The following is a 25,451-nucleotide window of genomic DNA, read 5'->3' on the forward strand; positions in this document are numbered from 1 at the left end:
CTGCCATGACCGACATTCCACTGGTCGACCTCACAGTCCACCACGCTCCGCGCGATCTGCGTGACCGGATCGCGCTCGGTTTTACCAAGGTCTTGCGCTTCTGCGCTGATACCTTCTTTGCCAAGCGTTACGGGCACCGCGCCATCGTGCTCGAAACCGTCGCCGCCGTGCCGGGAATGGTCGGGGCCACACTTACCCATCTCAGGTGCCTGCGCCGAATGCAGGGTGACAACGGCTGGATCCGCACCCTGATGGAAGAGGCAGAGAACGAGCGGATGCACCTGATGACCTTCATCGAGGTCGCCCAGCCGTCGCTGTTCGAGCGGCTGGTAATCCTGTTGGTGCAATGGGTGTTCTATCTCGCCTTCTTCGGACTTTATCTCGTAAGCGCCCGCACCGCGCACCGTGTGGTAGGCTATTTCGAGGAGGAGGCGGTGATCAGCTACACTCTCTACCTCAAGGAGATCGACGAGGGCCGCAGCCCGAATGTCCCCGCACCCATGATCGCCCGTCGCTACTGGAAGTTGCCCGATACGGCCACCTTGCGCGACGTGGTGCTGGTTGTCCGCGCCGACGAGGCGCATCATCGCGACGTCAACCACGGCTTCGCCGATGAACTGGCAGGCGAGGCTGCACCCTTGAGCGTTGCCCCCTATCCCGAACATGCCGACGATATCCGGCTAGCGGCTTGACCATGTCAGAACCAGGCCCCTATCGCTCCACCCCTGTATTCGATCAGGATAGCCTGCCCGCTGCCCTGCGCGCCCGCCACGATACAAAGGCGGGCGTATGGGGAGTGATCCGGGTGCTAGAGGGGGAGCTGAAGCTTACCTATCTCGATCCGGCCAGCGAAGTGATCCTCACCCCCGCCCAGCCGGGCCTGATCCAGCCGCAGCAGCCGCATTTCGTCACGCCCGTGGACGCTATGAAAATGCAGGTAGATTTCTGGGATCAGGCTCCACCCGGTTTCTGACGCAGGTTGGCCTGCTCCGCAGAGAGTGGTTCGTTTGAAAGTTTGGATTTCGGCTGTTTACGGCTTGAAAGAAGCTGATGAATGGCGCGGAAGAGATCCACGCCAGAACGGATTATCGGACTGCTGCGAGAGGCCGAAGTTCGGCTGTCGCAAGGAGAGAACGTTGGTACGATCAGCCGGTCGCTAGGGATCTCGGAGCAGGGCTATTATCGCTGGCGCAAGGAATATGGGGGGCTGAAAGTCAGCCAGGCGAGACGCTTGAAGGATGTGGAGAAGGAGAACCAGCGGCTGCGGCGAAGGTTGGGTGGTCAATACCAAGCGGATCTGGCGTCGCTAAGAGCTCAAGGTTCCACAAAGACAATCCGAGCGCGATCGTCTGTGGTTTAACGATGGATCATGCGTGCGTCTGCGCCCGTAATATCCTGGCCATGTGTGGAGCTATGAAATTGTCATGGATCGCACCCATGACGCGAAGGCGTTGCGCATGCTCACCGCCAATGCCGTACGCGACTGGCTAGGTCGGATCGGCGTGCAGAGGCTCTACATCGAGCCGGGATCGCCATGGGGAATGGTTACCATGAAAGCTTCACCGGCAAGCTCCGGGACAAGCTACCCAACGGGGAAATCTTCTATACGCTGACGGAAGCGGGCCTCCTGATCGAGCGCTGGCGCATCCACTAGAACACCATTCGGCCGTACTCATCGCTCGGATACCAGCCGCCAGAACTCTAGCCTAACCGGTGGACCACCCTGATCGTGCAGGTGCGCAGGCCATCATACCACGCCTCGCATCACCTGGCTTCGTCCCCCGATTGGCGAAGGACGAGCCGCGCGATGGCGGGCAGGACGAAGAGCGTGAGCGCGGTTGCGGTGATCAATCCGCCGATTACGACAGTTGCCAACGGGCGCTGGACTTCTGCGCCAGTGCCGGTTGCGAGCGCCATCGGCACGAAGCCGAGCGAGGCCACCAGTGCTGTCATCAGCACCGGCCGCAGCCTCGCCAATGCCCCGTCGGCGATCGCGTGGTCTAGAGCCATACCTCTGGCCAGCCGCTGGCGTATCGCGGTCATCATCACGAGCCCGTTCAATACCGCGACACCCGATAGGGCGATGAAACCCACGGCGGCGGACACCGAGAACGGCATTCCTCTCAGCGCGAGGGCGAAAACACCGCCTGTCAGCGCCATCGGGATCGCACTGAACACCGCGAGTGCCGGAACCCAGCCGCCGAGCGCCATGAACAGGAGCAGCAACACCAGCGCGAAGCAGACCGGCACGACAAGGGCGAGCCTTTCCTGCGCGGCCTGAAGGTTCTGGTATTGCCCGCCCCATTCGATGAACGTGGCAGGGGGGAGTTCGACGCTTGCGGAGACGCCTGCGCGCGCCTCCTCCACGAACGAGCCGAGATCGCGTTCGCGCACATTCGCCGACACGATCACCAGCCGCCGCCCCTGTTCGCGCCGAACCTCGGCAAGACCATCGACCACCTGGAAATCCGCCAGCGTCCGGAGCGGAACCGTGACTCCGCCATCGAGAACGATGGGTAGCGCGCCGAGCTGATCGAAATCGTTGCGGGCGGAGTGCTCAAGCCGCACGACGACATCGAAACGGCGGTCGCCCTCGAAAACCAGCCCCGCCGGGCGACCACCCAGCGCAATCGCCACGGATTGGGCGACGTCCTCCACGGTCAGGCCGTAGCGGGCTATCATCGGGCGGTCGAAGGCGATGTCGAGCGTGGGGAAGCCGGTAACCTGCTGCACCTTGACGTCCGCCGCACCCTCGACCCCGCGCAGCACCTCGGCCACGTCTCCGGCCGAGCGGGTCAGCGCGTTGAGGTCGTCGCCATAAAGCTTCACCGCGACATCACCTCGAACCCCTGCAATCAGCTCGTTGAAGCGTAACTCGATGGGTTGGCTGAACTCATAGAGATTACCGACCAGACCGCTCAGCGATTCCTCCATTTGTGCGACAAGTTCGTCCTTCGACAGGTCGGGATCGGGCCACTCCTCGCGCGGCTTCAGGATAACGTAGGCGTCGGAGGCGTTCGGCGGCATGGGATCGCTCGCGACCTCGGCCGTGCCGGTGCGCGAGAAGACCAGCTCGACTTGCGGGAAGCTCTCCAGTCTATTCTCGACCTGTCTCTGCATCGCGACCGATCGTTCGAGCGAGGTCGAGGGTATCCGCAGCGACTGAACGGCGATGTCACGTTCATCAAGTTGCGGCGTAAACTCGCTGCCGAGGAAGGTGAACACGATGGCCGCTGCGGCGAAGAGCCCGGCGCCCGCTCCTATCACCGGCCAAGGGCGCGCGATGGCGCGGCGCACTGCCGGGCCATAGCGTTCCTTCACGACCCGGACAGGCTTGGCCTCCCTCTCGGTCAGCTTGCGATTGAGGAGCACCGCAATCATCGCGGGGACGAAGGTCAGCGACAGCACGAAGGCCGAGGCAAGCGCCAGCATCACCGTGATCGCCATCGGAGAGAACGTCTTGCCCTCGACACCGGTGAAGGTGAGCAGCGGCGCATAGACGAGCAGGATGATCGCCTGTCCGTAAACGGTCGGCTTGATCATCTCCTGCGCTGCTGCCCGCGTCTCTGTCAGGCGTTCGCCGAGGCTGAGCAGCCTGCCCTCGCCGTGCTGCCGTGCGGCCAGCCGTGCGACGCTGTTCTCGACGATGATGACCGCGCCATCGACGATGAGGCCGAAGTCCAGCGCGCCAAGACTCATCAGATTGCCCGAGACACCGAGCTTGTTCATTCCCACGGCGGCCATCAGCATTGAGATCGGAATGACCAGTGCGGCGATAATCGCTGCCCGGATATTACCGAGCATCAGGAACAGGACGGCGATGACCAGCAGCGCGCCTTCGACAAGGTTTGCCTCCACCGTGGCGATGGTCGCATCGACGAGGGAGGAGCGGTTGTAGACGATCTCGGCAACCACACCGGCAGGAAGCGAGGCGCGCACCTCGTCCAGCCGCTCGGCCGAGGCGGCTGCCACGGTGCGGCTGTTCTCGCCGCTTCGCATGAGGACGGTGCCCACGACAGCCTCCTCGCCATTGAGCGAGGCGGCACCGGTTCTGAGGTCGCCGCCGATGCGAACCGACGCGACATCCCTGATCCGGATCGGGACGCCCTCGCGGGTCGCGACCACCGCCTGCTCAATGTCCTGCGTGCCGCCGAGCCGCGCATCGACGCGGACGAGCAGCGCCTCCCCGGCGCGATCGACGAAGTTGGCGCCCTCGGCCACATTCGCCGCCTCCAGCGCTTCGATCATCGAATTGAACGAGAGGCCGTAGCCGGTAAGACGGGCGGGATCGGGCTGGACGAGGAACTGTTTTTCATAGCCACCAATCGAGTCCACGCCGGCAACCCCGTCGATGGAGCGCATCAGCGGAGCGACGACCCAGTCCTGCACCGTGCGCAAGTAGGTGGCCTTGGCGACCTCCGTGTCGAGGCGTTCGCCGCGCTCGGTGATGAAGCTGCCGTCCGACTGCCAGCCCGTCCGGCCACCGGTCGTAGCACCGCGACCTGCCGGATGCTCGTATTCGATGGTGTACATCAAGACTTCGCCAAGACCCGTCGAGATCGGCCCCATCGTCGGTTCCGCCCCTTCCGGCAGCGCGGCACCGATGGGGGCGAGCCGTTCGTTCACCTGTTGGCGCGCGAAGTAGATGTCGGTCCCCTCTTCGAAGATCGCGGTTACCTGGCTGAAGCCATTGCGCGAGATCGAGCGGGTCATCTCCAACCCGTCGATCCCGGCCAGTCCTGTCTCGATGGGAAAGGTCACCTGCGTTTCGACCTGCGAGGGCGAGAGCGCGGGGGCACTGGTGTTGATCTGCACCTGCGTGTTGGTGATGTCCGGCACTGCATCGATCGGCAGGCGCAGGAGGTTCATGGAGCCGTAGATCGCGGCGAAAGCGGTGAGTACGATCACCGCCCAGCGGAGCCGCACGGCCATGTCGAGGATCGCCCCGATCAGACCGTGGCGATGGCTGGCCGTTTCGGATTGGGTCTCAGTGCCCATGGGTCGCGCCTTCCTTCCCGAGTTCCGCCTTGAGCAGGAACGCGTTTGCGGCGGCGATGCGCCATCCCTCCTGGAGACCGGAGAGGACTGTCACTTGCGCTGAGGAGCGGGCTCCGACCTCGACCTCGCGCGCTTGAAAGCCGGTTTGTGTACGGACGAAAACAACGTCGCGCCCTTCGACGACCTGGATAGCGTCCTCCGGGACCACGATACGGTCGCGGTGGATCTCGCCCGAAGGCCTTATGCGCGCCTGAAGAAAGGCCCCCGGCTGGAGCCCCGGAACACCGCGCGCAAGCGACAGGACCGCCGTGGCACTGCGGCTTTGCGGATCGAGCGAGGGCGTGACCGAACGCACGCGTGCGCCAATTTCCCGTCCATCGCCGACGATCAGCATGGCCTCGTCGCCGGGCTGGATGCGGGAGGCGTCGGCGTAAGGCAGCGCCACCTCGATCTGAAGCCCGCTGGGATCAACCACGCGAAAGAGTTCGTTGCCAGCATCCACAAAGGCCCCAAGCACAATCGGTGCCGCGGTGATCCTTCCCGTCAGAGGAGAGGTGACCGCGAGCGAACGGCCATCGCCGCTCACACCGGCTGCTGCGACGGCCGCCTGCGCCCGCTGCAATTCCGAGCGCGCGACGCTCAGATTGGCCTGCGCGGCTTCCAAATCCTGGCGCGCCGTGACATTTTCTTCGAACAATCGCCGTTCGCGATCATAGGCGGCGGAGAGCTCGGTTACCCGCGCGCGCGCCGCGCTCGCTTGCGAGGCGAGAGCGGCGGCATCCGCGCTCTCGATGCGAGCGACGGTCTCGCCGTGCACCACATGATCGCCGAGCGTCTTGCCCACCGAGCGCACGATACCCGAGGCGCGGGCGTCGATCCGGGCGGAGGCGGTGGGGCTGGCCTCGACCGTCGCCGGGAACACGAGTTCAGCGGTAGCCCCGGTCCGCACTGTCGCAAGCTCTATGCCGGCTTCGCGGATTTGCTCGTCGCTCAGCGCAATCGCCCCCTCGGGCGCCTCGCCGTCTTCATGGCCGTGCTCGTCCTCACGCGCATGGTCTTCAGTCTTGGCGCTCGGCCAGAATATCAGCGCCAAAGCGCCGATGGCGATCGCGATACCGACGAGAATCGCCAGCTTTCTGCGGGTCATAAATTTGTCCTTCATTGTGCGGCCAGCCCGATGAGTTCGGCGGCGGCCAGACCCCGCTGTTCATGGGCGGCGATGAGCGCCTCGCGGATCGTGTCGCGCGCCTCGGCGGCGGCGAGCACTTCGATCAGGGGAAAACGTCCGTTGCGATATCCGATGCGAACAAGGCGCAGCGCCTCCTCTGCCTGCGGGAGCGAGGATTGCGACAGCACTTCGACGCGCGCCTGCGCCCCGAGATAGCGCGCCCGGGCCGACGTGACGGCCTGCTCGTGATCCGCCAGCGCGACGATTTCGCGCGCGTTCGCTGCGCGCAATTGCGCTGCGGCAGCGGCGATGTTGCCCTGGTTTTGGTCGCGGAAGGGAAGCGGGATCGAGACACCGACGAGAAAGGCGTTGTCGCCGCTTTCCCCGAAGCGCCTCACGCCTGCCGAGACGGTCGGATCGGGAATGCGCAAGCTCCGCTGCCGCTCGATCTCTGCCGCCGCCGCTGTGGTCTGGGCGCGCGCAACGCGATAGGTCAGGCTCTCCGTGGCCTGCGACATCAGCGAAGCGGGCGGGACGATGTCCGGAAATTCCGCCCGAACGGGGGGCGCTTCGTCACCCGACCAGAGCGAGGCAAGCGCGGTGCGCGCCGACAGGCTTTGGGCTTCCGCCTCCACCAGATGCGCGCGCGCCTCGGCGAGGGCCGCTTGCGCACGCAGCGCGCGCAACGGCGGCTCGCGGCCTACCTCGACCAGAACACCGGCAATGCGGGCCAGCTCCTCGTTACGAGAAACCACATCCTCGGCGAGTTCGACCCGAGCGGCTGCCGCAGAAGCCTTCAGGTATCGCTCGCGCACCAACTGGCCCAGTTCAACCGTGGTGAGGGTCGCCCTGACAGAAGCCAGTTCGGCCTGGGCCTCGGCCGCACTGACGCGAGCAGACCGCTTTCCGCCAAGCTCAAGACGCTGGCCGACCGAGAGTGTATATTCGATGGACTGGAGGCCTGAGAATGCCCCGCTTCCGGCGACGTTCTCCGCTTCGAAGGACACTTCGGGATTGGGCCTGAGGCGAGCCTGATCGACAAGAGCCGCCGCCGCGTCGGTTTCCGCGCGCGGGCCCACGAGGCGGGGGTTGGTGACGGGGGTATCGACCTCGGCGGCGACCCCGCTGAGTTCAAGCGCGTCATCGAGCGTGACGACATGCGGGGCCTGCGCACTGGCAGGTCCCGTGGACAGGGCGAGCATCAGCCCCCAGATGGGAGCCGCTCGCCACGATATGGCGGACATGAATGGACATTCCTCTGCTGACGTTCAGATCGGCGTCGGAACACAGGTCCAACGCGCGGCGAACGTCAGGCTCGAGGAGGGGGTGTGGTCAGTTCTGTCGGACCGGAATCGAACCTGGGCTGGTCCGCCGCTCGGAGCACGGACGCAGACGGGTCCAAGGCGACCGATCCGGCAAGACTGCGAACTGCATGCGATGCATGATGGCAATGGCCATGCGCGCAGGTGCCGTGCTTCTCCGGGCCCCTGTCGTCATCGCCCGGGTCGCCATGCTGCTCGAGCTGCGATGCGACCGGCGGCTCTCCAGCGCACTCGGCCGCTTCCGCCACCGGCACGAACAGGACACCGAGTGCAGTGCACAGCGTGATCAGCTGCAGCATGAGGGAGCGGGCGAAGAGCCGGGGCATCGCCGAGCGGGTAGCATGCGCTCCCACGTCAGAAAAGCCTTGTCCAAAAAATGAGGTACAAGCCCTTTGCACGGGCCGATTGATCTTCTGCTGGACGACGATCGCCCGAGTGCGAATATCACAATCGTCGAGCACGTCGCCAATCTTGATTTCAACAGATCGAGACCGAGAAGCTTGCTGTCGATGGCGAGAGCGAAAAGCGCTCCGTGCCGCCGCAGTCCCTCGCGATAAAGGCTCCCCGCTCATTTCTGTGAAGGCAGTCGTTGCGCGGGCGTTCCGGCTTAGACCAGTCAGACTTGAGCGCCTTACTCGCGAAGTCAGATTTTCGTCACACCTACTGCGCGCTGCTCGCGCGTTGGCGAGCCCGCGCCCATTTATAGTCAGATCCCTCCTCATCCAATGTAGTATTGCAACTCATTCGCATTGACGGAAGCTAATCGCGCTTTTAGGCGGCCTGCGAACGAATCGCAGGAAGGAAATCATGAAGGCTTATCTTTTGCTCGGCGTCGCCAGCACTACCCTTACGCTCGCGCCAGCTCATGCGCAGGACACCGCGTCGCCGATCGATACTTCTCCAGCGACGGAGCAAGGCGAAGACCTCGATCAGGAGAACATGATCATTGTCAGCGGCCGCGCGCAAAAGCTCTATCGCGCGGGAGAAACGAGCTCTGGCAAGCTGGAGACCCCGCCGCTCGAGTCGAGTCTCGTGATCACCACCATCGCCGAGCAGTTGATCGAGGACCAGGGCGCGCGCGATGCGCAGGACTTGTATCGCAACATCTCGGGCGTGAGCTTCTTCAGCTATGCCGGGGTCACCGCACGCGGATTCCGGCAGGAGGAGATTTTCTACGACGGGCTGCGCGGCGATCCCTATGCCGGGTTTTCTGTGCCGCAGCTGTTCAACGTGGAGCGGGTCGAGTTCCTCAAGGGGCCTAACGGCATGCTGTACGGCCCCGGCGCGCCCGGCGGGCTGTTCAACTACATCACCAAGAAGGCGCAGGACGATGTGCTGGAAGGCAAGGTCAAGGCGATCGCCGGAACCGAGGACCGCTGGGGTGGATCGGCCGAGATCAACGTGCCGCTAGGCAATGGCTTCGCGGCCCGCGGCGGACTGTTCTACGAGGACCGAGGAACCTTCCGCTTCAACGCCGCCTCGCGCACGACGATTGCCGATGGTGGCGTTTCCTTCGATCCCGGCCCGGTGCGCGTGGACATCCAGGCGACGCGCTACGACCAGGAACTCGACGCCAATCGCCTGCGCGGCGTGCCGGTGGACGACGATGGCGAATTCCTGACCGACCGCCGCTGGAACCACAACGAGCCTTCCGACTTCCTCAACCTTAAATCCGACGTGGTGCAGATGCGGCTGGAGGCGGAGCCCGTGGCCGGGCTGACGCTCGACGCGACCGCCCGTTACAACACCGCGACCGAGGTGCAGAATTACCATGAGCCGCGCGGGCTTTTCGATTCCGATGGTGATGGCGTGATCGACGCCACGATCCGCGAATTTCGCGACCAGATCCGCACCCAGGAGACCTGGTCCTTCGGCGCCAATGCCGTCTGGGAGGCTGACCTCTCGGCGACGGTCCGTAACCGAGTGCTGTTCGGCTTCGACCATTTTTTGGCGGACACTTTTTTTCAAGGCCGCTCGCTTCGCGGGACGACCACCGACACTCCCGGTCTGCCCAATCCGCTGAGCCTATTCGATCCCCAATACGGTCTGTCAGATCCCGCAACCTACAACCAGGGACCGTTCAGGGTTACTATTTCCGATACCAAGCAGACCGGCTTCTACTTGCTGGACGAATTGACAATCGGGCGTCTGATCCTGACGGGCGGCATCCGTCGAGACGATAGCGATGCTGACGGGCTTGTCGAAGGCGAGACTACATATCGCGGCGGGTTGGTCTATCGTATCACCGACGAGATTTCCGCATTCGGCCAGTATGCGACCAGCTTCGAGCCGCAGAGTGCAAGCTCGCAAAATCCGCTCGCGGGTGGCCCCTTCGCGCCGACGAAGGGTGACATTTTCGAGGGCGGTATAAAGACCGCACTGATGAACGGCCGCATCCAATCCTCGCTTTCTGCCTACCAGATCCGCCGCACCAACATTCTCCAATCCGATCCCCGCGGCGATGTCGGAAATGACGGAGTCGACGATCTGGTCGCGCTCGGCGAGATCACCAGCAAAGGTATCGAGTTTGACATCGCCGCCGACGTCACTCCCGACTGGGTTCTGACCCTTGCTTATGCTTACAACGATACGCGCATCACCGGCGACAATGGCGGTGGCGGCTTCTCAAACAATGTGGGCGATCGCTTCGCCAACGCGCCCGAGCACCAGCTCGGCTTCTGGACGCGCTATCAGTTTCCCGAGCTGGGCCTCGCTACGGCTCTGGGCGGCGATTACGTCTCCAAGCGGGTGAGCATCAGTGGGCAGCCGGTCAAGCCCTACATGGTGTTCGACGCGTCGTTGATCTACGAGACCGGCCCGTTTCGCGCGCTGGTGCGGGTCGATAACCTCTTCGACAAGACCTATGCCGCTTCGGGCTTCATCGATCGTACCGGGCACTTCCCCGGTGCGCCGCGATCTGCCTTTCTTGAGATCGGATATGCCTTCTGATGGACATGGCGCGGGGCATCGAAAGCGGAGCATCGGTCCGCGCGAAACCCGCGCCTAAAGCCGCACGGACCTGGTGGACTGTGCATCAGTGGGTCGGGCTGAAGCTCAGCCTGTTCATGACCTTCATCCTGTTCACCGGCACGCTCGCCGTGATGAGCGCGGAGATCGACTGGCTTTTACAGCCGAGCCTGCGTGTCGCTCCGTCTAGCGTCGAGGGGCCCGTCGCCTGGGCGGCGATTGCGGAGAATGCGCGCGGATATCCCGGCGTGGCGAAGGCGAACTATATCAGCGCGCCGACCGCATCGGCTTTCGCGGTGAAGGTAACGGTCGAGAACGAGGCAGGCGATCTGTTCTTCCTTCACGCGCACCCTACCACGGGTGAGATTCAGGGCACAGGGCCCTGGGTCGGCGCGCAGCGCGTGCTCAGGAACATGCACCGCCACCTCAATCTTCCGACCTGGCTCGGCGTGCCGATCGTCTCCTCGCTCGCTTTCCTGCTGCTGATCAGCCTCGTCACCTCCCTAGTGGTCTACAAGAAATGGTGGCGCGGCTTTACCAAGCCGTTGCGCCGGCGCGACGCGCGGACGTGGTGGGGGGACTTTCATCGGCTGGCGGGCGTGTGGTCGTTATGGTTCGTGGCCCTGATCGCACTCACCGGGATCTGGTATTTCATCGAGAGCCTGGGAGGCGATGCCCCACCGCATCCGAGGGTGGAACGCGAAGCCCCCCTCAATGCGGTGCAGATCGGCGAGGGAAGTCTCGCGGCAGCGATCGATGCGGCGATGGCTGCCTATCCGGGCCTGAAGGTGGAGAATGTCCAACTGCCCGGCGAAGACGGCGTGCTCGAGCTCAATGGCGAATATGAGGCGGTGCTGGTCCGCCCGCGCTCGAACGCGGTCTATGTCGATGCGCGCTCCGCCAAGGTACTGCTCAAGACCGACGGGCGTGATTTGAACCTGCACCAGCGTATCGGCGAAATGGCCGACCCGCTCCATTTCGGGTATTTCGGTGGCTACTGGACCAAGGTGCCGTGGTTCCTGTTCGGGCTCGCCATGACGGGGCTCTCGCTGTCGGGAGCGGCAATCTATTCGTTGCGCATCGCGCGCGAGCGCGGCGATCGCGTCAGACTGCGGCGCAGTTTATCGGGCATGTGGCACGGGATGGCCCGCTGGCGCTGGCTATCTACGGCCCTGATTGGCATCGGATTTGTCTTTCTCGTTTTTCTTATCCTCGGCATTCAGTAGCCTGTCCCCGCCTCAGCGGACTGGGCCACGCGCACAAGCCTTCCGGGAAGCCACGAAGGAAGGTGGCATCCGGACATATTGGGCGGTCTTGCGACGCCTGTATGGTGGTTGGCGGCAACCGCGGCTGCTAATTTAGAACCGGTGTAAAAGAACGTGCTGACGAAGCTGGGGACCGGCACCATTTTCGAGGATACCTATTGAGAGAACGGCATCCTTCTCAATGACGCGGTGCCCTATGTCTCCTACCCCTCCGTCCTATTTCGGGGACATGGTGCCTTCATCGAAGTCTCGAGCCCTCGCCGACAAGAATGCTCGAGCTCCGAGTATCTCAACGGGCCAACAATGATTGTCGCCAATCAGATATCAGCAACCAATAACACCGCCCGGCAAACGGCGATGCACGGCACAGGCACTTGGCTGTCTTTTCCTGCTTCAATCCGGTCAGCAAGCCCAGTGCTAGATTGTAAAAGCCCGTTCTGCCTCAGTTCGCCCCTTTCGAACGGCTATTCCTCAGCGTTGCCCCTAAACCAACTCAACGAACGAGCGCTATTGAGATTAAGCCTCGACCATCCATGACTGATTTTGTCGCGCATTTCAGCCCGCTACTCTTCTCGAACCCACACGGCTGAAAGTAGGCGGATTGCCGCCTCTCCGAAATCGAGTGTAAAACGGCGATAGCTGATAATTGGGGGGTGCATCCCCTTGCCATACGTACGAAGTGGTGGTATATAATGACTCATGACAAAGCTGCTCACCACCGCACAGTTCTTCGCCAAGTTCCCCAACGACGAAGTTTGCTTGCAGCACCTGTTTGACGTTCGTTTTGGCGAAGGCTTTACCTGCCCGAAGTGCGAGCGGCCTTCCAAGTGGTTCCGGATCAAGGCGGAGCGGGCATATTCGTGCCAGTGGTGCGGCCATCACCTGCACCCGACGGTGGGCACCCCGTTCGAAAAGACGCGCACACCGCTGCAACTCTGGTTCTATGCCATCCACCTATTCACCACCACGCGCCACGGTGTCAGCGCCAAGGAATTGCAGCGCCAGCTAGGCGTGACCTACAAGACTGCATGGCGCATGGCTGCGCTGATCCGCGAGCACATGGCGGACGTTGATGGCAACCACCCTATCGGTGGTGAAGGCACCAACGTGGAGATTGACGAAACTCTCATGGGCGGCGTCAAGAAGGGCAAGCACAACCGTGGCAGTGCCGCCAAGACGGTCGTGGTCGGCGCTCTGGAGCGCGGTGGCGACATTGTTGCGCAGAGGTTTTGTACCGAACCAGCGCCGTGAGACGCTGGAGCCGTTCGTGAAGGCGAATGTCCGGATTGGCGGCAATGTCCACACCGACGAACTGCGCAGCTATGCCAAACTGGCCGATGCCGGTTATCGCCACGCTCGCGTGAACCACGGAACGGAAGAATATGCGTATTACGATTACCGCCTAGCCGAGACGGTTACGGTCAATGGGATCGAGAACTTCTGGCGGCACCTCAAGTGCTCGATCAATGGTACTCACACCAGTGTGAGCGCGAATCACCTGAACCGCTACGTCAAGGAATTCGAGTACCGCTTCAATCGTCGGAACCGTCCGGAGACGATGCTTCCGGAGCTTCTTTCAACTTTCCAGCCATTGCCTTCACGGTCCGATTGAAGGCATTCAGATCGCCAATCTCACCATCGCGTTCTGCGATGAACTGGTCTAATTTCCCAGTTGCTAGGGCTTGTCTCAGGTCGATCATCGTGCGATTCTATCAGCAGGATTTTATGATGGCAAACGGATCAAAAATTGAGAGCCGTAGGAGGTGGATATCTGCGTTGGCAGTGACCGTCAGCGCTATCATATCCTACATGGCATTCTGGCACCTTTGGCCAGTTCAGACCTTTCTGATTGGCTGCGTTGCTGCTCTGGCTCTAGTCGTGGCATCGGTCATCTATTACCGAGCCGGTTAACCGACAGCCGGTGAGATCACTTCGATAACAGAGGTGCCGCCACGCTTCACCAGCCACTCGCCATCCTTCAAAAATTGCTCGATCTTTAGCTTGATTTTCATATGGATAGGTGAATGAAACTCTTCTCTTACCTGGCTCTTCTCAAGGGCTTCTAAGAAGCCCTCGTCAGCCATTGCCGCTTTGATCGTCCCAGGAATACCCTCTTGACGAAAAACCCACGTCAGCCGGGGATTATCGAGATTAGGAGAGACGAGGATCACATCCAAGGTTTGATAGACCGGCTTCTCCTCCGGCTCCTCTTCTTGCAACTCGAAGAGCCCATCACCTTCCGCAAACCGGTTGCGTGGGATGATCAGGTTTGGTCGCCAGTTCTCTCTATCAGGAACGCCACTGCCTAGACCTACTATTGACCGATCACGTTGGGCTTGGCGAAACATCTCCTTTTTATGTTTCCGGGTTTCCGCGTCACCAGATGACTTGCCTACCACCTCTTCTAACTGAGCAATCTCGGTTTGCGAAAACCCATCGCTCTCGAAGTAAGCCTCGTAGGTCTCTTTTGCAGTGACGGGCAGCACCAATACCGCAGTCAATCCCATTCGAATAATGAGGGGAACATTCTCCCATTTCTGTTTAGCAGAGATCGCCGCTTGATTTATTTTGGATTCTTCAATCTTGGCGAGCCAGCGTTTCGATCCGGGTTGAGCGGCCACCAGACTGACGCGATAATCCTTAGTATCATCAAGCGCCCTTGCTGCCGCTTTTAGCCCTTTGGCCCATTCGATCGCCGCTTTTGCCGCAACCTCTAAATCGACTTCCTCGTTGGGTGCTAAATCCAAATACAGGCTAACAAGGTCTCTTTCAGCCAATTCCTGCGACAGCATAAAATCCCCCAAATCAGAGGGAAGGGCATCTCCGCTCTTAGCAGGGCAGTCAAGCGCTACCTATGCAAAGGGGATACACTCCGGCACGATTGCTCACGCCGCACTTGCCACGCCCGACTCTCCCAGGTAGCTGTCCCAACTCACCCCAAGGGGCGTAGCTGAGTAACGCATTTCTGCGATTTTCTAGGCGAAAGTTTCTCAGCTGGGTATCCTGCCGCCCCAGCCAGTTTTGACCTCTCGAAACGGGTGTTAAGTGCAGATGCGTCGGTCCAGCTGCCCTAGGCAGATTGTCGTTGCGAGCCTGCGACACGCCCCATGTGTAAGCAAGCGAAACCAACCTTCGACCGCATAACTCCATAATCCTTGATAATGCGAATTTGTCGCACTATTGCGGCTGCGAATGAGTCGCAGTGGCTGCGGCTTGCCGTCTATGAGGGACCATCCAATGAAGCTCGCCATGCTGCTGCTTGCCAGCAGTGCAATCGCCTCGACCGCCGCACAGGCACAGGAACACACAGCAGACCAGCCCGAGCGCGAACGAATCATCGTTACCGGTGACCGTCTGCAAAGCGAAGGCGCCACCAAGACCGCCGTTCCTGCGCTTGAGGTGCCACAGCCGGTCACCGTGATTCCCGCCGAGCTTTACGAGGCTCAGGGAGCGGTTTCGATCTCAGATACGCTCAACTACGTCGCTGGCGTTCATGCGAACCCTTACGGCCCCGACGGTCGCGTCGATGGCGGACTCGTCCGCGGCGTTCAAGCGCTGCAGTTCCGTGACGGGATGCGCGATATCTTCAGCTTCTATGCCAGCATCCGGGCCGACCCTTATAACTTCAGCCAGGTAGAAGTGATCCGAGGCCCTTCCGCCACTCTGTTTGGCTCGGGCTCGCTTGGCGGCATCATCAACCTTGTCTCCAAGACTCCCGAATTCTCCCCTCAGGGCGAGGTGTCGGTGCGCTATGGCTCCTTTGACCGCGTTGAAGCACTGGCGGACGTTACCGGACCTATCGGCGACACCGTGGCGGGCCGTGTCGTGGCCCGGGTACGCGACAGCGGAACGCAGACAGACTATGTTCGCGATGATCGCGTGATGATTTCTCCCTCGCTCACCTGGGCGCCGAGCATGGACACCGAGCTAACCGTGATCGGCCTCTACCAGGAGGACGACGGCGGCTCGACGTCGCAATTCCTGCCGCTGGTGGGAACGATCCTACCCAATCCGAACGGCCAGCTGCCGCAGAACCTGTTCATCGGCAAACCGGGCTGGGACCGTTACGATGGCCGACTTGCGCAAGGCACAGCGCTGTTCCGGCAGAACTTCTCCGACAGCGTCCGGCTCAACATGCGGGGGCGCTATATCGATAGCGATCTCACCTATTTCACCCATTATCCGAACAGCTATTCGAACCCGGCCAATCCCTACCTCGACGCCGACCAGCGGATCATCGGCAACTATGCCAGCGGGAGCTACGCAACTCTGGAAGTGGCCTCGAGCGACAACAACTTGCAGTTCGACTTCAACACCGGCGACAACATCGAGCACATCCTGCTCGCAGGCGTAGACTATTCCTGGAGCCGGGTGCGCAAGGAAGACGGCCTCGCGCTCGAAACAATCGACATCTACGACATCGATTACGACGCGCTGTCCGATTACGGCTTCGACATTCCGCGCGCCGGTGACCCGGGCTTCCTCTCCAGCAGCAGCACTGACACCGAAACCGAGCAGCTGGGTTTCTATGTGCAAGACCAAATCCGCTTCTTTGACCGGGTATCATTGGTGCTCGGCGCACGCCGCGACGAGGTTTCCGTCCGCAGCTTCGGTACCGAAACCATCGACGCGGGCGCAACGTCGTTTCGCGCCGGCCTGATCGCCGAAGTCGTCAGCGGCGTTTCGCCCTTCGTCAGCTATACCGAAAGCTTCGAGCCCATCGCCGGTACGACAAGCGATGGGAGCCCCTTCACGCCCAAGCAAGGCGAGCAGTGGGAAGCGGGCCTGAAGATTCACCCCTCGAACAATATCCTTCTCACGCTGACGGCCTACGATATCCGCGAGACCGGCCGCCCGATCAGCGATGACAGTACCCCCGACGACCCAAGAGACCAGATTCAGGCGGGCGAATCCTTTTCGCGCGGGTTTGAGGTTTCCGGCAGCGCCACCCTGCCCGGTAACCTGACAGCTATCGTGAACTTCAGCTACAACGAAGCCGAGATCGAGGGCACCGGTCGTCAACTCGACAATGTCCCCAAGATCAATACTTCGCTATGGCTTACCCGCCCATTCGAGCTTGGTGAGGACGTGGTGTTGCTGCTCGGCGGCGGGGTCCGCCATGCTGGCGACAACATCTCGTATGGAGCCGCTTTCCCGAGCGGGCTTGTCACCCCGGCCTATACTCTGGTTGACGCCGTGGCCGAACTCTCGTGGAGCGACTGGAGCCTGGCAGTGAACGCCACCAACCTGTTCGACCACGAATACTACTCGGCCTGCCTCGCTCGCGGCGATTGCTTCCAAGGCGCGGACCGGAACATCTATGCTACACTAACGCGGCGCTTCTGATGGGTGACGGGCTGCTCTGGTGCGGCGCGGTCGCTGCGATTGGCGGGGTGGCAGCGCTGCGCTGGTCGTGGTCGCTGCCGGGTCGCTCCATCGCGGCAAATGCGCTGGGCTGGGGGCTGCTTCTTGCAAGCAGCCTCGCCGGTGCAGTTGCGGCGGGCGCCTGGGGCGTTTCGGTGGTGATGCTGGTGGCAATGGCAGTTGCTGCGGTCCTGCTCGGCTGGGCAGCGGCAACCTCGCCGCAGGCACGCGCCAAGGCCTCCTCTACGCGGGTCCGCATGTTGCCCGAAGCTGGCGAGCCATTGCATCTCGCGAGCCGTTTGTTGACCTTCGCATTGGTGGTGTTCGGCGGTCTGGCTGCATCCATCGCGTTCGGCATCGCGCTGCGCGGCGGTGCGCTCGGGCTCGGCTGGAACGAGGCCAACGCCAATGCCACCGCGCTGATTGCCGTGCCGCTCGCCTGGGGCGTGCTTTCGACAATCGTGCTGATGCTCGAAAGGCGCCGCAGCCAGATCGTGGCCCTTGCCCTCGCGAGCCTGCCGCTCGTGCCTGCCCTTCTAACCGGGAGTTGACCGGATGCCCCTCGCTCTCGATCCCTCAACCGTCAAACGCGGCCTTTCCGCACATGCAGCCATCGGATTAATCGGCGGGGCGCTGCTCTATCTTGTCTGCCTTAGCGGCACGGTTCTCGTGCTTTATGAGGAATGGCAACGCTTCGAGCAGCCCGCCGCGCCGGAGATGAGCGAGATCAGCCCTTCGGCAGTGCAGCGCGCGGTGCAGGCGGTGATGGCGAGAGAGGAAGGCCCGACCGCCCATCTCTATGTGCATTTCCCTTCGCAAGACCTGCCACGCACCACCATCAGCACCGACACCCAGGCCGTGCATATCGGCGCCGACGGCGCAATCGCCATGCCGGAAGAGAACGCATGGTCCGAGTTTCTTTACGGTCTGCATTACACGCTCAACCTGCCGACTCTGATCGGCATCACGATCGTGGGCGCGCTTGGCGTGATGATCGCGGCGCTGGCCGTGTCTGGCGTAATCGCGCATCCGAAGATTTTCCGCGACGCCTTCCGGCTGCGTTCGCGCAACAAGAGCGGCGTGGGGCTGGCCGATTGGCACAACAGGCTTAGCGTGTGGACACTGCCATTTTCGGTCGCGATCGCGCTGACCGGAGCCATCATCGGGCTCGCCAGTGTTGCCGCCTATGGCATTGCTGCGGCCAAGTATGATGGCGATACCGAAGCGGTCTTTGCGTCTCTGTTCGGCGACGAGCCTGAAGCCGACGCGGCCCCGGCCGCGCTTCCCGACGTTACCGCAGCCATGCGGTACATGGAGAGGGAGTATCCCAAGATCGCGCCGAGCTATATCGTCCTGCACGATCCGGGCACTGCGGGCCAACATGTTCAGATCATCGGCGTGCCCGACCGAAGACTTATTTTCGGAGAGTATTATGAGTTCACCGCCGGAGGCGTTTTCACCGGCACGGTAGGTCTGGATGATGGCTCGCTCGGTCAGCAGGCTGCGGCATCGACCTACAACCTCCACTTCGGCAATTACGGCGGACTGGTGGTCAAGCTAGCCTACATCGTCTTCGGCCTGGCCCTCACCGCGATTTGCGCGACGGGCACCTACATCTGGCTCGGCAAGCGTCGCCGCCGTGGCATCGTGGAACCGCGATTGGCCGCCATGTGGAGCGCGCTTGTCTGGGGCGCACCCGCCGCGCTTGTGCTGACCTTGGCCGCCCGCTTCGCCATCGGTAACAGCGCCCCGTTCACGGCGATCTTCTGGATTGCGCTGGCGCTTGCCATCGGGGTCGCTGGCCTGCGCGCAGGCTCGGCCAAACTGGAAGCAACGCCGAAACAGGTGCCGACCGGTTAAGCGCTTTGTTGATCCAGGGTCGCAGGCTGGGCCGTGGTATTTGCCAAGCCGCGCGGCCTTTGCAATCCTGCGCCCCGATCACAGGAGCAACCGACCATGGCCCCACCGGCAGCACGCCTCGCATTCTTCAAGCTCAACGTCGCCGACCTCACCGAGGCACGCGCTTTCTGGGAACGCGCCTTCGGCTTTGCGCTGGTCGGCGGCTATGATCTGCCCGAATTCGCCGAAGACATCATGGCCATTCCGGGCGATGAGAGCGCGCCGCAGCTGATGCTGGTGCAGAGCAAGCCCGCGACCGATGTGACCGTCGGCCCGGGCCACGGCCCCATCGGCTTCGTCTGCCCCGACATCGCAGCCAGCTTCGCTCACGCGGTGGCTGAGGGTGCCGAGACGCTGATGGAGCCCACCGACGTTGGCGGGGTGATCGTCGCCATGCTGGCCTCGCCGCAGGGACACCAGATCGAACTGGTACAGATCCTCGCCTAGCTTTCGGCTGGCGCGATCTTCGAACGACCGCCGATCTTGCCGCCATTGGCAATGCCGAGCGCGAACACCAGCACGGCGATGAGCAGCGCTGGCACAGCAGTCGCCGTCATGATGACAGGCAGGCTCAGTCCCAGTGCCAGCGCCTGCCCGCCCAGCGCCGGGAACACGATCCCGCCAAGCCGGCCGAAGCCGCCGGCCCAGCCGATGCCAGAGCTGCGCATTTCGGGCGGGTAGGCCATCGTCGCCATGTTGTTGATGCCGGTCTGCCCGCCGACCTGACAGAAGTTCCAGACGATCAGCGCAGTGACAAACGCCACGGCGACTTGCGGGGGAATTTGCCCGATCATGAAGATCGCCACCGCATCGACCAGGAAGTAGCCGGTGATCAGCCAATAAGGGTTCACCCGGTCCATCAGCCAGCCCATCACCAGCGTACCGGTGGCGCCGCCGAAATAGCCGATGATCATGTAGAAGGCGAAGGTTTCGATCGGCAGCCCGGCCAGCTCCTGCATGAAGGTCGCCAGCCAATTGGCCAGCAGCGCGATGTTGCCAAGCGAGAAGAAGCACAGCGAAAACAGCAGCACTGTCTGCACCAGGTAGCGCTTGCCGAACATTGCCAACGGGCCAAGCGGGCTGACCTCGTCCTGATCGCCCATATGGAACACTGCACCAGCGGGGATCGGGGTCTGCGGATCGAGCGCCTGTATCTGCGCCGGGATGCGCGGATCGGCCGGATTGCGGTTCACGCGGAAAGCCAGGCTCTCGCGCACCATCAGCAGCAGGAGCAGCGCCAGCAAAGGCACCAGACCACCGGCGATGAAGAAGCCTTCCCAGCCGAGGTCGTCGAGGAACCAGGCCACCATCACGCCCGAGCCGAGGTTACCGCCCGAGAAACACACCAGTGCAATCGACATGAACAGCGCGCGCCGCGCCTTGGGGGTCGCTTCGGAAAGGAAGGCCAAGCCCACGGGCAGCATAGCGGAAAAGAAAATGCCCGAAATGCCGCGCAGCACCGCGAGCATCGAGAAACCATCGGAAAACGCCGCCCACAGCGACAGCGAACCGAACCCGACCAGGCACAGCGCGAGCACTGGCTTGCGCCCGATCCGGTCGGCCAGCGGCGGCATGATGAACGCACCGATGGCCATACCGATCTGCTGGTAGTTCACCACCGGCTGCATATCGACCGGCGTGCCTCCTAGCCCCTCGGCAATGGCGGGCAGAATCTTGCCGAGGAAATACATGTCGAACCCGTCGAGGAACAGGATCACCGAGACAATGGCGAGCAGGAAGTATTCGCGCGCGCCAACCGGCCGCTCGTCGATGAATTTCGCTACGTCGAATTTTTCTGAGGTGGCACTATCCGCCGCCATAGCCCTCTCCCGTGGACTTTCCTTGAAGCAGGCAGAGTGGCCTGGCAAACGGACATCGTCAACGAGCTATTCCAGCGGCGGTTGCGGATTGTTGGGCACCAGCACCAGTTCGCCCTGTTCGATCCGCACCGAGGCAAGCCGCGATAGCAGGTTCATGCCGATCACGTTGGTCTCCCCCAACCCCGGCGCGATGATCGCGTCGAGCCCGCGCGCAGCCACATTGCCGAAGCGCAATTCGCCGATCGAGGTGATGTCGGCCGCGACCGAGCCGTTGGCGGTCTGCATCTGGATTGGCAGCGCGCCCTCGCGCGGTTTCAACCCCGCGCGCTCCGCAGTGTCCTCCGATATCGCGGTCAGCGTTGCGCCGGTGTCGACGAGAAAGGAGGCTTCGTGACCATTGATCTGCGCCCGCAGCCAATAATGCCCATCGGGCGCCAGCGGCACGCGCGTCTCGCCGCCCTCCACCACCTGCTCAGGTAGACCGATCTCGGGCACAGCCATCGAAAACCGCGGATCGAGCCGCGATAGCTGAACCACGACCAGCGCCAGCACCGCCATAAGGCCCAGCGTGCTCACCGTGCGCAGCAAGCGACCAGCGGCAGGCAGGCTGCGGCCCACCAGCGAGCCGGCAATACCCAGCGCCATCGCGCCGACGGCAACCATCAACAGCCCCGAGCGGGGCAACTCGCGCACCGAAAGCGCGATCTGCTCGGAGAGGGCGGACCAGTCCATAGCTTAAAGATATAGCGCGGACTTGCTGAATTACGACTGTCGGGCGCGAAAGGCGATATCAGGGAGCCTTGCGCCGCACACTGGCGCGGGCGAGGATCAGCGAGAACCGCTCCTCGGCATCGGTCCAGCGTTCCACCGGGGTCCAGTGCCCGGCCAGCAGCAGCGTGTTGGCGCTGCGCAGGTCGAACTTGTGGCTGTTCTCGGTGTGGATGGTCTCGCCCACCCGCATGGTGAACGAGCGGCCTGCGACCGTGAAAGCGATCTCGGCGCGGGCCTCCAGATGCATCTCGATGCGGGCATAGGTGTCGTTCCAGCGCGCGCGGTGAGCGAAGGCTGCGATGGGGATATCGCCGTCCAGCTCGCGGTTGATGCGCTTCAGGAGGTTGCGGTTGAAGGCCGCCGTGACGCCGGCAGCATCGTCGTAAGCCGCCGTCAATACGTTGACATCCTTGATGAGGTCCATGCCGATCACCAGCAGCGCGTCACCGCCGAGCGTCATACGCATGGTACGCAGCAGATCCACTGCAGAGCGAGGAACCATGTTGCCGATGGTCGAGCCGGGGAAAAAGCCGAGCTTCGACATGGTCTGCAACTCATCCGGCAACTTGACCATCGTGGTAAAGTCGGCCTCGACCGGGTGGACTGGCAGGCCGGGGAACTTCTCGCCTAAGGCAGCAGAGGATTCGCGCAGGAAATCACCCGCAATATCGATGGGCACATAGGCGCCCGGATCAATTGCATCGAGCAGGAGCGGGGTCTTCACCGACGAACCCGAACCGAATTCGACCACGGCCCGCCCCGGCCCGATCAGCCCTGCGAACTCGGCGGCACGATCACGCAGGATCTGCGTTTCGGCGCGGGTCGGGTAGTATTCGGGCAGCTGCGTGATGTCTTCGAACAGGCGCGAGCCCTCGTCGTCGTAGAACCACCGGGCGGGGATCGCCTTCTGCGGCGCGCCGAGCCCTTCAAGCACGTCGGCGCGAAAAGCGCGATCAACGCCGTGATCGTCACGGTCCACCAGGCGAATATCGGTCTGCGTAGCCATTATTGGTCCTTTGCCCAGTCGTCCTTGGCAAGGCGCAGGCCGGTGAACTGCCAGCGTTGCTGCGGATAGAAGAAATTGCGGTAAGAGGCGCGCGAATGGCCGCGCACGGTGGCGCAGCTTGCGCCCTTGAGCACCCATTGGCCGGCCATGAACTTGCCGTTGTATTCGCCCACCGCGCCCTCAGCAGGCCGGAAACGCGGATAGGGCAAATAGCCAGAACGGGTGAACTGCCAGACATCGCCGAACAGCTCGCCAGTTCCCTGCGGCAAGGGAGGCGCGGCGCTATCGAGTTGGTTGCCTGCGCTGGCGGAGAAGCCGGGACGGTTATTGCCGCTGACATCCTGACCGCGCGCAATGGCCTCCCATTCGAACTCGGTCGGCAGCCGCGCGCCTGCCCAGCTCGCGAAGGCATCGGCTTCGTAATAAGAGATATGCGCGACCGGAGCATTCGGATCGCGTTCTTGCCAGCCGGAATGGGTAAAATGCTCGGCGCCCCGCCAATACAGCGGCGCGGCGATGCCCTTGCGCTGGACCCAGGCCCAGCCGTCCGACAGCCACAGCGAGGCCGTGCGGTAGCCGCCATCATCGATGAAGGCCTGCCATTCGCCGTTGGTAACGAGCCGCCGCGACAGCGCGAACGGCTCCAGCAGCACGCGGTGATCCGGTCCCTCGTTGTCGAAGGAGAAACCCTCCTCCTGATGGCCGATGCGGGCGATGCCGCCGGGATGCGTGAGCCAGCCGTCTTCCTGTCCGGCCCCTGCCTGCGGCGCGTCAGAGCCCCACACTTCCGGCCCAAGCGGATTGGAAAACAGCGCGTGCTTGATGTCGGTCAGCAGCAGTTCGATGTGCTGCTGCTCATGCGCGAGCCCTAATTCGATAAGCGCGGCGCATTCGGGCCGGTCGAACAGACCTTCCATCGTGGCATCGACATCGGCGCGCCACTCTAGGATCTCAGCGAGCATCGGGCGCGAGAGCATTCCGCGACGATTGCGCGCGTGGCGCGCGCCCTCTGCCTCGTAATAGGAATTGAACAGAAACGGCCAACGCTCGTTGAACAGCTCATACCCGGCCAGATGGTCGCGCAGGAGAAAGGTCTCCCAGAACCACGTCACATGCGCGGCATGCCACTTGGCGGGCGAGGCATCGGGCATCGATTGGATCGTGGCATCGGCCTCACTCAGCGGGGCAAGCAAAGCTTCGGTCAGCGCGCGGGTGGCGCGATAACGCTCTGCCAGCGTGCTGTCGGGTGCAAAAAGGGGACGGGGGGTGGCAGTGGCCAAGACCCTCTCCTCGTGGTGTCGCTGTGATGGCCCCCACGGCCCGGCTGGCCGAAAGTTTCCACCGGGAGAAAACCACCAGTGCCGCTTTTGTTCCGCAAAAGTTAACAAAAAAGGGCCGGCGAGTTTCCTCGCCAGCCCTTCTAAGTGTCTATGTTTACGGCTCTATGTCAGGCCGCGTCGCGCTGGCGCTCGGTCAGTTCGAGGTTGAGCATTTCGGCCAGTGTAAAGGCCAACTCAAGCGACTGGGCGGCGTTGAGGCGCGGGTCGCAGTGCGTATGATAGCGATCGGCGAGACCCTCGTCGGTGATGGCCACGGCGCCGCCGGTGCATTCGGTCACGTCTTGCCCGGTCATCTCGACATGGATGCCGCCAGCGTGGGTGCCCTCGGCGCGGTGGACGGCGAAGAAGCCTTTCACCTCGGAGAGAATGCGCTCGAACGGACGCGTCTTGTAGCCCGAGTCGGACTTCACGACGTTGCCGTGCATCGGGTCGCAGCTCCACACCACTGGATGGCCCTCGCGCGCCACGGCGCGGACCAGCGGGGCAAGCCCTGCTTCGACCTTCTCGTGGCCGAAGCGGCTGATGAGCGTTATGCGCCCGGCTTCGCGGCCGGGGTTCAGCATGTCGAGCATTTCCAGCAACGCATCGGGCTCGAGGCTCGGGCCACACTTTACGCCGATGGGGTTGTTCACGCCGCGCAGGAATTCGACATGCGCCGAATCGATGAAGCGCGTGCGGTCGCCGATCCACAGCATGTGCGCCGAGCAGTCGAACCACTCGCCGGTCAGCGAATCCTGCCGGGTCAGCGCCTGCTCGTAAGGAAGCAGCAGCGCCTCATGGCTGGTGTAGAAGTTGGCCGCCTTGAGCGCGGGCTCGTTTTCGGTGTCGATCCCACAGGCTTCCATGAAGTCGAGCGCCTCGCCGATGCGGTCGGCAATCGACTGATACTGATCGGCCCAAGGGCTGCGATCCATGAAATCAAGCGTCCACCGGTGAACCTGACGCAGATTGGCATAACCGCCACCGGCGAAAGCGCGCAGCAGGTTCAGCGTCGCCGCGGACTGGCTGTAGGCGCGGATCATGCGTTGGGGATCGTTGGCGCGGCTTTCCACGCCAAAGTCGATCCCGTTGATGATGTCGCCGAAGTAGCTCGGTGCGGTCACCTCGCCCTGCGTTTCGGTAGGCGCGCTGCGCGGCTTGGCGAACTGCCCGGCCATGCGGCCAACCTTCACCACCGGCATCTTGCTGGCGAAGGTCAGCACCGCCGCCATCTGCAGGATCACGCGGAAGGTATCGCGGATGTTGTTGGGGCTGAACTCGGCAAAGCTCTCGGCACAATCGCCGCCTTGCAGCAGGAACGCTTCGCCCGCTGCCGCCTTGCCCAGCTCGGCCTTCAGCGCGCGCGCCTCGCCCGCAAAGACGAGTGGGGGATATCCGGCCAGAGTCTGCTCGGCAGCGGCAAGCGCCGCCTGATCCTCGTAATGCGGGATATGCTTCGCTGTGAAGCGGTCACCGCGCCAGCTCTCGGGGGTCCAGTTGTGTGCCACGTGTCTTTCCTGCCAATGCCGTCCTCGCGCCCGGCAAGCGCTAA

21 protein-coding genes are annotated in these 25,451 nt (G+C 62.7%); 12 read left to right on the forward strand and 9 right to left on the reverse strand.

Annotation, left to right across the window (positions count from 1 at the left end; genetic code table 11):
• Positions 1–5: 5 nt before the first annotated feature.
• The 4 genes from E0473_RS04465 (at position 6) to E0473_RS15800 (ending at position 1,654) form a co-directional block, all read left to right on the forward strand.
• A complete protein-coding gene (locus E0473_RS04465) occupies positions 6–692 on the forward strand; it encodes an alternative oxidase (RefSeq protein ID WP_137679613.1) in 687 nt (228 codons plus the stop codon).
• Positions 693–694: 2 nt separating this feature from the next.
• Entirely contained in the window at positions 695–973 is a 279-nt protein-coding gene (locus tag E0473_RS04470) for a TehB family protein (protein WP_137679614.1), read from the forward strand.
• Between the two features lie 81 nt (positions 974–1,054).
• Entirely contained in the window at positions 1,055–1,360 is a 306-nt protein-coding gene (locus tag E0473_RS15795) for a transposase (protein ID WP_137679615.1), read from the forward strand.
• Between the two features lie 168 nt (positions 1,361–1,528).
• Complete coding sequence (locus E0473_RS15800; protein ID WP_421721779.1) at positions 1,529–1,654, forward strand: integrase core domain-containing protein; 126 nt, start codon at positions 1,529–1,531, stop codon at positions 1,652–1,654.
• A gap of 110 nt (positions 1,655–1,764) precedes the next feature.
• Here E0473_RS15800 and E0473_RS04485 read toward each other — a convergent pair whose 3' ends face one another.
• The 3 genes from E0473_RS04485 to E0473_RS04495 are packed head-to-tail and all read right to left on the reverse strand — an operon-like array spanning position 1,765 to position 7,410.
• On the reverse strand, positions 1,765–4,953 hold the full coding sequence (locus E0473_RS04485) for an efflux RND transporter permease subunit (protein ID WP_137680056.1): 3,189 nt from the start codon (positions 4,951–4,953) through the stop codon (positions 1,765–1,767).
• 34 nt (positions 4,954–4,987) lie between these two features.
• Positions 4,988–6,145 (reverse strand): efflux RND transporter periplasmic adaptor subunit, encoded by a 1,158-nt coding sequence (locus E0473_RS04490; protein ID WP_137679617.1) that lies wholly within the window; start codon positions 6,143–6,145, stop codon positions 4,988–4,990.
• A gap of 11 nt (positions 6,146–6,156) precedes the next feature.
• Positions 6,157–7,410, reverse strand: a complete 1,254-nt coding sequence (locus tag E0473_RS04495; protein WP_137679618.1) for a TolC family protein — start codon at positions 7,408–7,410, stop codon at positions 6,157–6,159.
• Between the two features lie 885 nt (positions 7,411–8,295).
• Between E0473_RS04495 and E0473_RS04505 the strand changes: the two genes are divergently transcribed.
• The 4 genes from E0473_RS04505 (at position 8,296) to E0473_RS15715 (ending at position 13,332) form a co-directional block, all read left to right on the forward strand.
• Entirely contained in the window at positions 8,296–10,437 is a 2,142-nt protein-coding gene (locus tag E0473_RS04505; RefSeq protein WP_137679619.1) for a TonB-dependent siderophore receptor, read from the forward strand.
• A gap of 5 nt (positions 10,438–10,442) precedes the next feature.
• A complete protein-coding gene (locus tag E0473_RS04510) occupies positions 10,443–11,681 on the forward strand; it encodes a PepSY-associated TM helix domain-containing protein (RefSeq protein WP_206663416.1) in 1,239 nt (412 codons plus the stop codon).
• 738 nt (positions 11,682–12,419) lie between these two features.
• Positions 12,420–12,971, forward strand: coding sequence for an IS1595 family transposase (locus E0473_RS15710; RefSeq protein WP_277751504.1), 552 nt, complete (start codon positions 12,420–12,422; stop codon positions 12,969–12,971).
• Positions 12,972–12,987: 16 nt separating this feature from the next.
• Positions 12,988–13,332, forward strand: a complete 345-nt coding sequence (locus E0473_RS15715; RefSeq protein ID WP_277751505.1) for an IS1595 family transposase — start codon at positions 12,988–12,990, stop codon at positions 13,330–13,332.
• A gap of 295 nt (positions 13,333–13,627) precedes the next feature.
• Here E0473_RS15715 and E0473_RS04520 read toward each other — a convergent pair whose 3' ends face one another.
• Positions 13,628–14,512 carry a hypothetical protein gene (locus E0473_RS04520; RefSeq protein ID WP_137679621.1) on the reverse strand — a complete coding sequence of 295 codons (885 nt, stop codon included), beginning with the start codon at positions 14,510–14,512 and terminating at the stop codon, positions 13,628–13,630.
• 445 nt (positions 14,513–14,957) lie between these two features.
• On the opposite strand from E0473_RS04520, the gene E0473_RS04525 reads away from it, so the two are divergent.
• The 4 genes from E0473_RS04525 to E0473_RS04540 all read left to right on the forward strand — a co-directional run bounded on the left by E0473_RS04525 (position 14,958) and on the right by E0473_RS04540 (position 19,430).
• The gene (locus tag E0473_RS04525) at positions 14,958–17,066 is read left to right on the forward strand and encodes a TonB-dependent siderophore receptor (protein WP_137679622.1); all 2,109 of its coding nucleotides are present in this window, start codon (positions 14,958–14,960) and stop codon (positions 17,064–17,066) included.
• Positions 17,066–17,635 carry a hypothetical protein gene (locus E0473_RS04530; protein WP_137679623.1) on the forward strand — a complete coding sequence of 190 codons (570 nt, stop codon included), beginning with the start codon at positions 17,066–17,068 and terminating at the stop codon, positions 17,633–17,635. Before E0473_RS04525 ends, E0473_RS04530 begins: the two co-directional genes overlap by 1 nt.
• Before the next feature lie 4 nt (positions 17,636–17,639).
• A complete protein-coding gene (locus E0473_RS04535; RefSeq protein WP_137679624.1) occupies positions 17,640–18,944 on the forward strand; it encodes a PepSY-associated TM helix domain-containing protein in 1,305 nt (434 codons plus the stop codon).
• Positions 18,945–19,040: 96 nt separating this feature from the next.
• Positions 19,041–19,430, forward strand: a complete 390-nt coding sequence (locus E0473_RS04540) for a VOC family protein (protein ID WP_137679625.1) — start codon at positions 19,041–19,043, stop codon at positions 19,428–19,430.
• Here E0473_RS04540 and E0473_RS04545 read toward each other — a convergent pair.
• The 5 genes from E0473_RS04545 to E0473_RS04565 all read right to left on the reverse strand — a co-directional run bounded on the left by E0473_RS04545 (position 19,427) and on the right by E0473_RS04565 (position 25,407).
• Positions 19,427–20,803: an MFS transporter gene (locus E0473_RS04545; protein WP_137679626.1), complete on the reverse strand. Its 1,377-nt coding sequence runs from the start codon at positions 20,801–20,803 to the stop codon at positions 19,427–19,429. The genes E0473_RS04540 and E0473_RS04545 overlap by 4 nt on opposite strands.
• A 66-nt stretch (positions 20,804–20,869) precedes the next feature.
• The gene (locus E0473_RS04550) at positions 20,870–21,535 is read right to left on the reverse strand and encodes a retropepsin-like aspartic protease family protein (protein WP_137679627.1); all 666 of its coding nucleotides are present in this window, start codon (positions 21,533–21,535) and stop codon (positions 20,870–20,872) included.
• 58 nt (positions 21,536–21,593) lie between these two features.
• Positions 21,594–22,580 (reverse strand): L-histidine N(alpha)-methyltransferase, encoded by a 987-nt coding sequence (egtD, locus tag E0473_RS04555; RefSeq protein ID WP_137679628.1) that lies wholly within the window; start codon positions 22,578–22,580, stop codon positions 21,594–21,596.
• A complete protein-coding gene (gene egtB, locus E0473_RS04560) occupies positions 22,580–23,860 on the reverse strand; it encodes an ergothioneine biosynthesis protein EgtB (protein WP_137679629.1) in 1,281 nt (426 codons plus the stop codon). Before egtB ends, egtD begins: the two co-directional genes overlap by 1 nt.
• A gap of 167 nt (positions 23,861–24,027) precedes the next feature.
• Positions 24,028–25,407: a class II 3-deoxy-7-phosphoheptulonate synthase gene (locus E0473_RS04565; RefSeq protein WP_137679630.1), complete on the reverse strand. Its 1,380-nt coding sequence runs from the start codon at positions 25,405–25,407 to the stop codon at positions 24,028–24,030.
• Positions 25,408–25,451 lie beyond the last annotated feature (44 nt).

The organism is Aurantiacibacter suaedae, from assembly GCF_005434915.1.
In the GTDB taxonomy this organism is placed as follows: Bacteria; Pseudomonadota; Alphaproteobacteria; order Sphingomonadales; family Sphingomonadaceae; genus Alteraurantiacibacter; species Alteraurantiacibacter suaedae.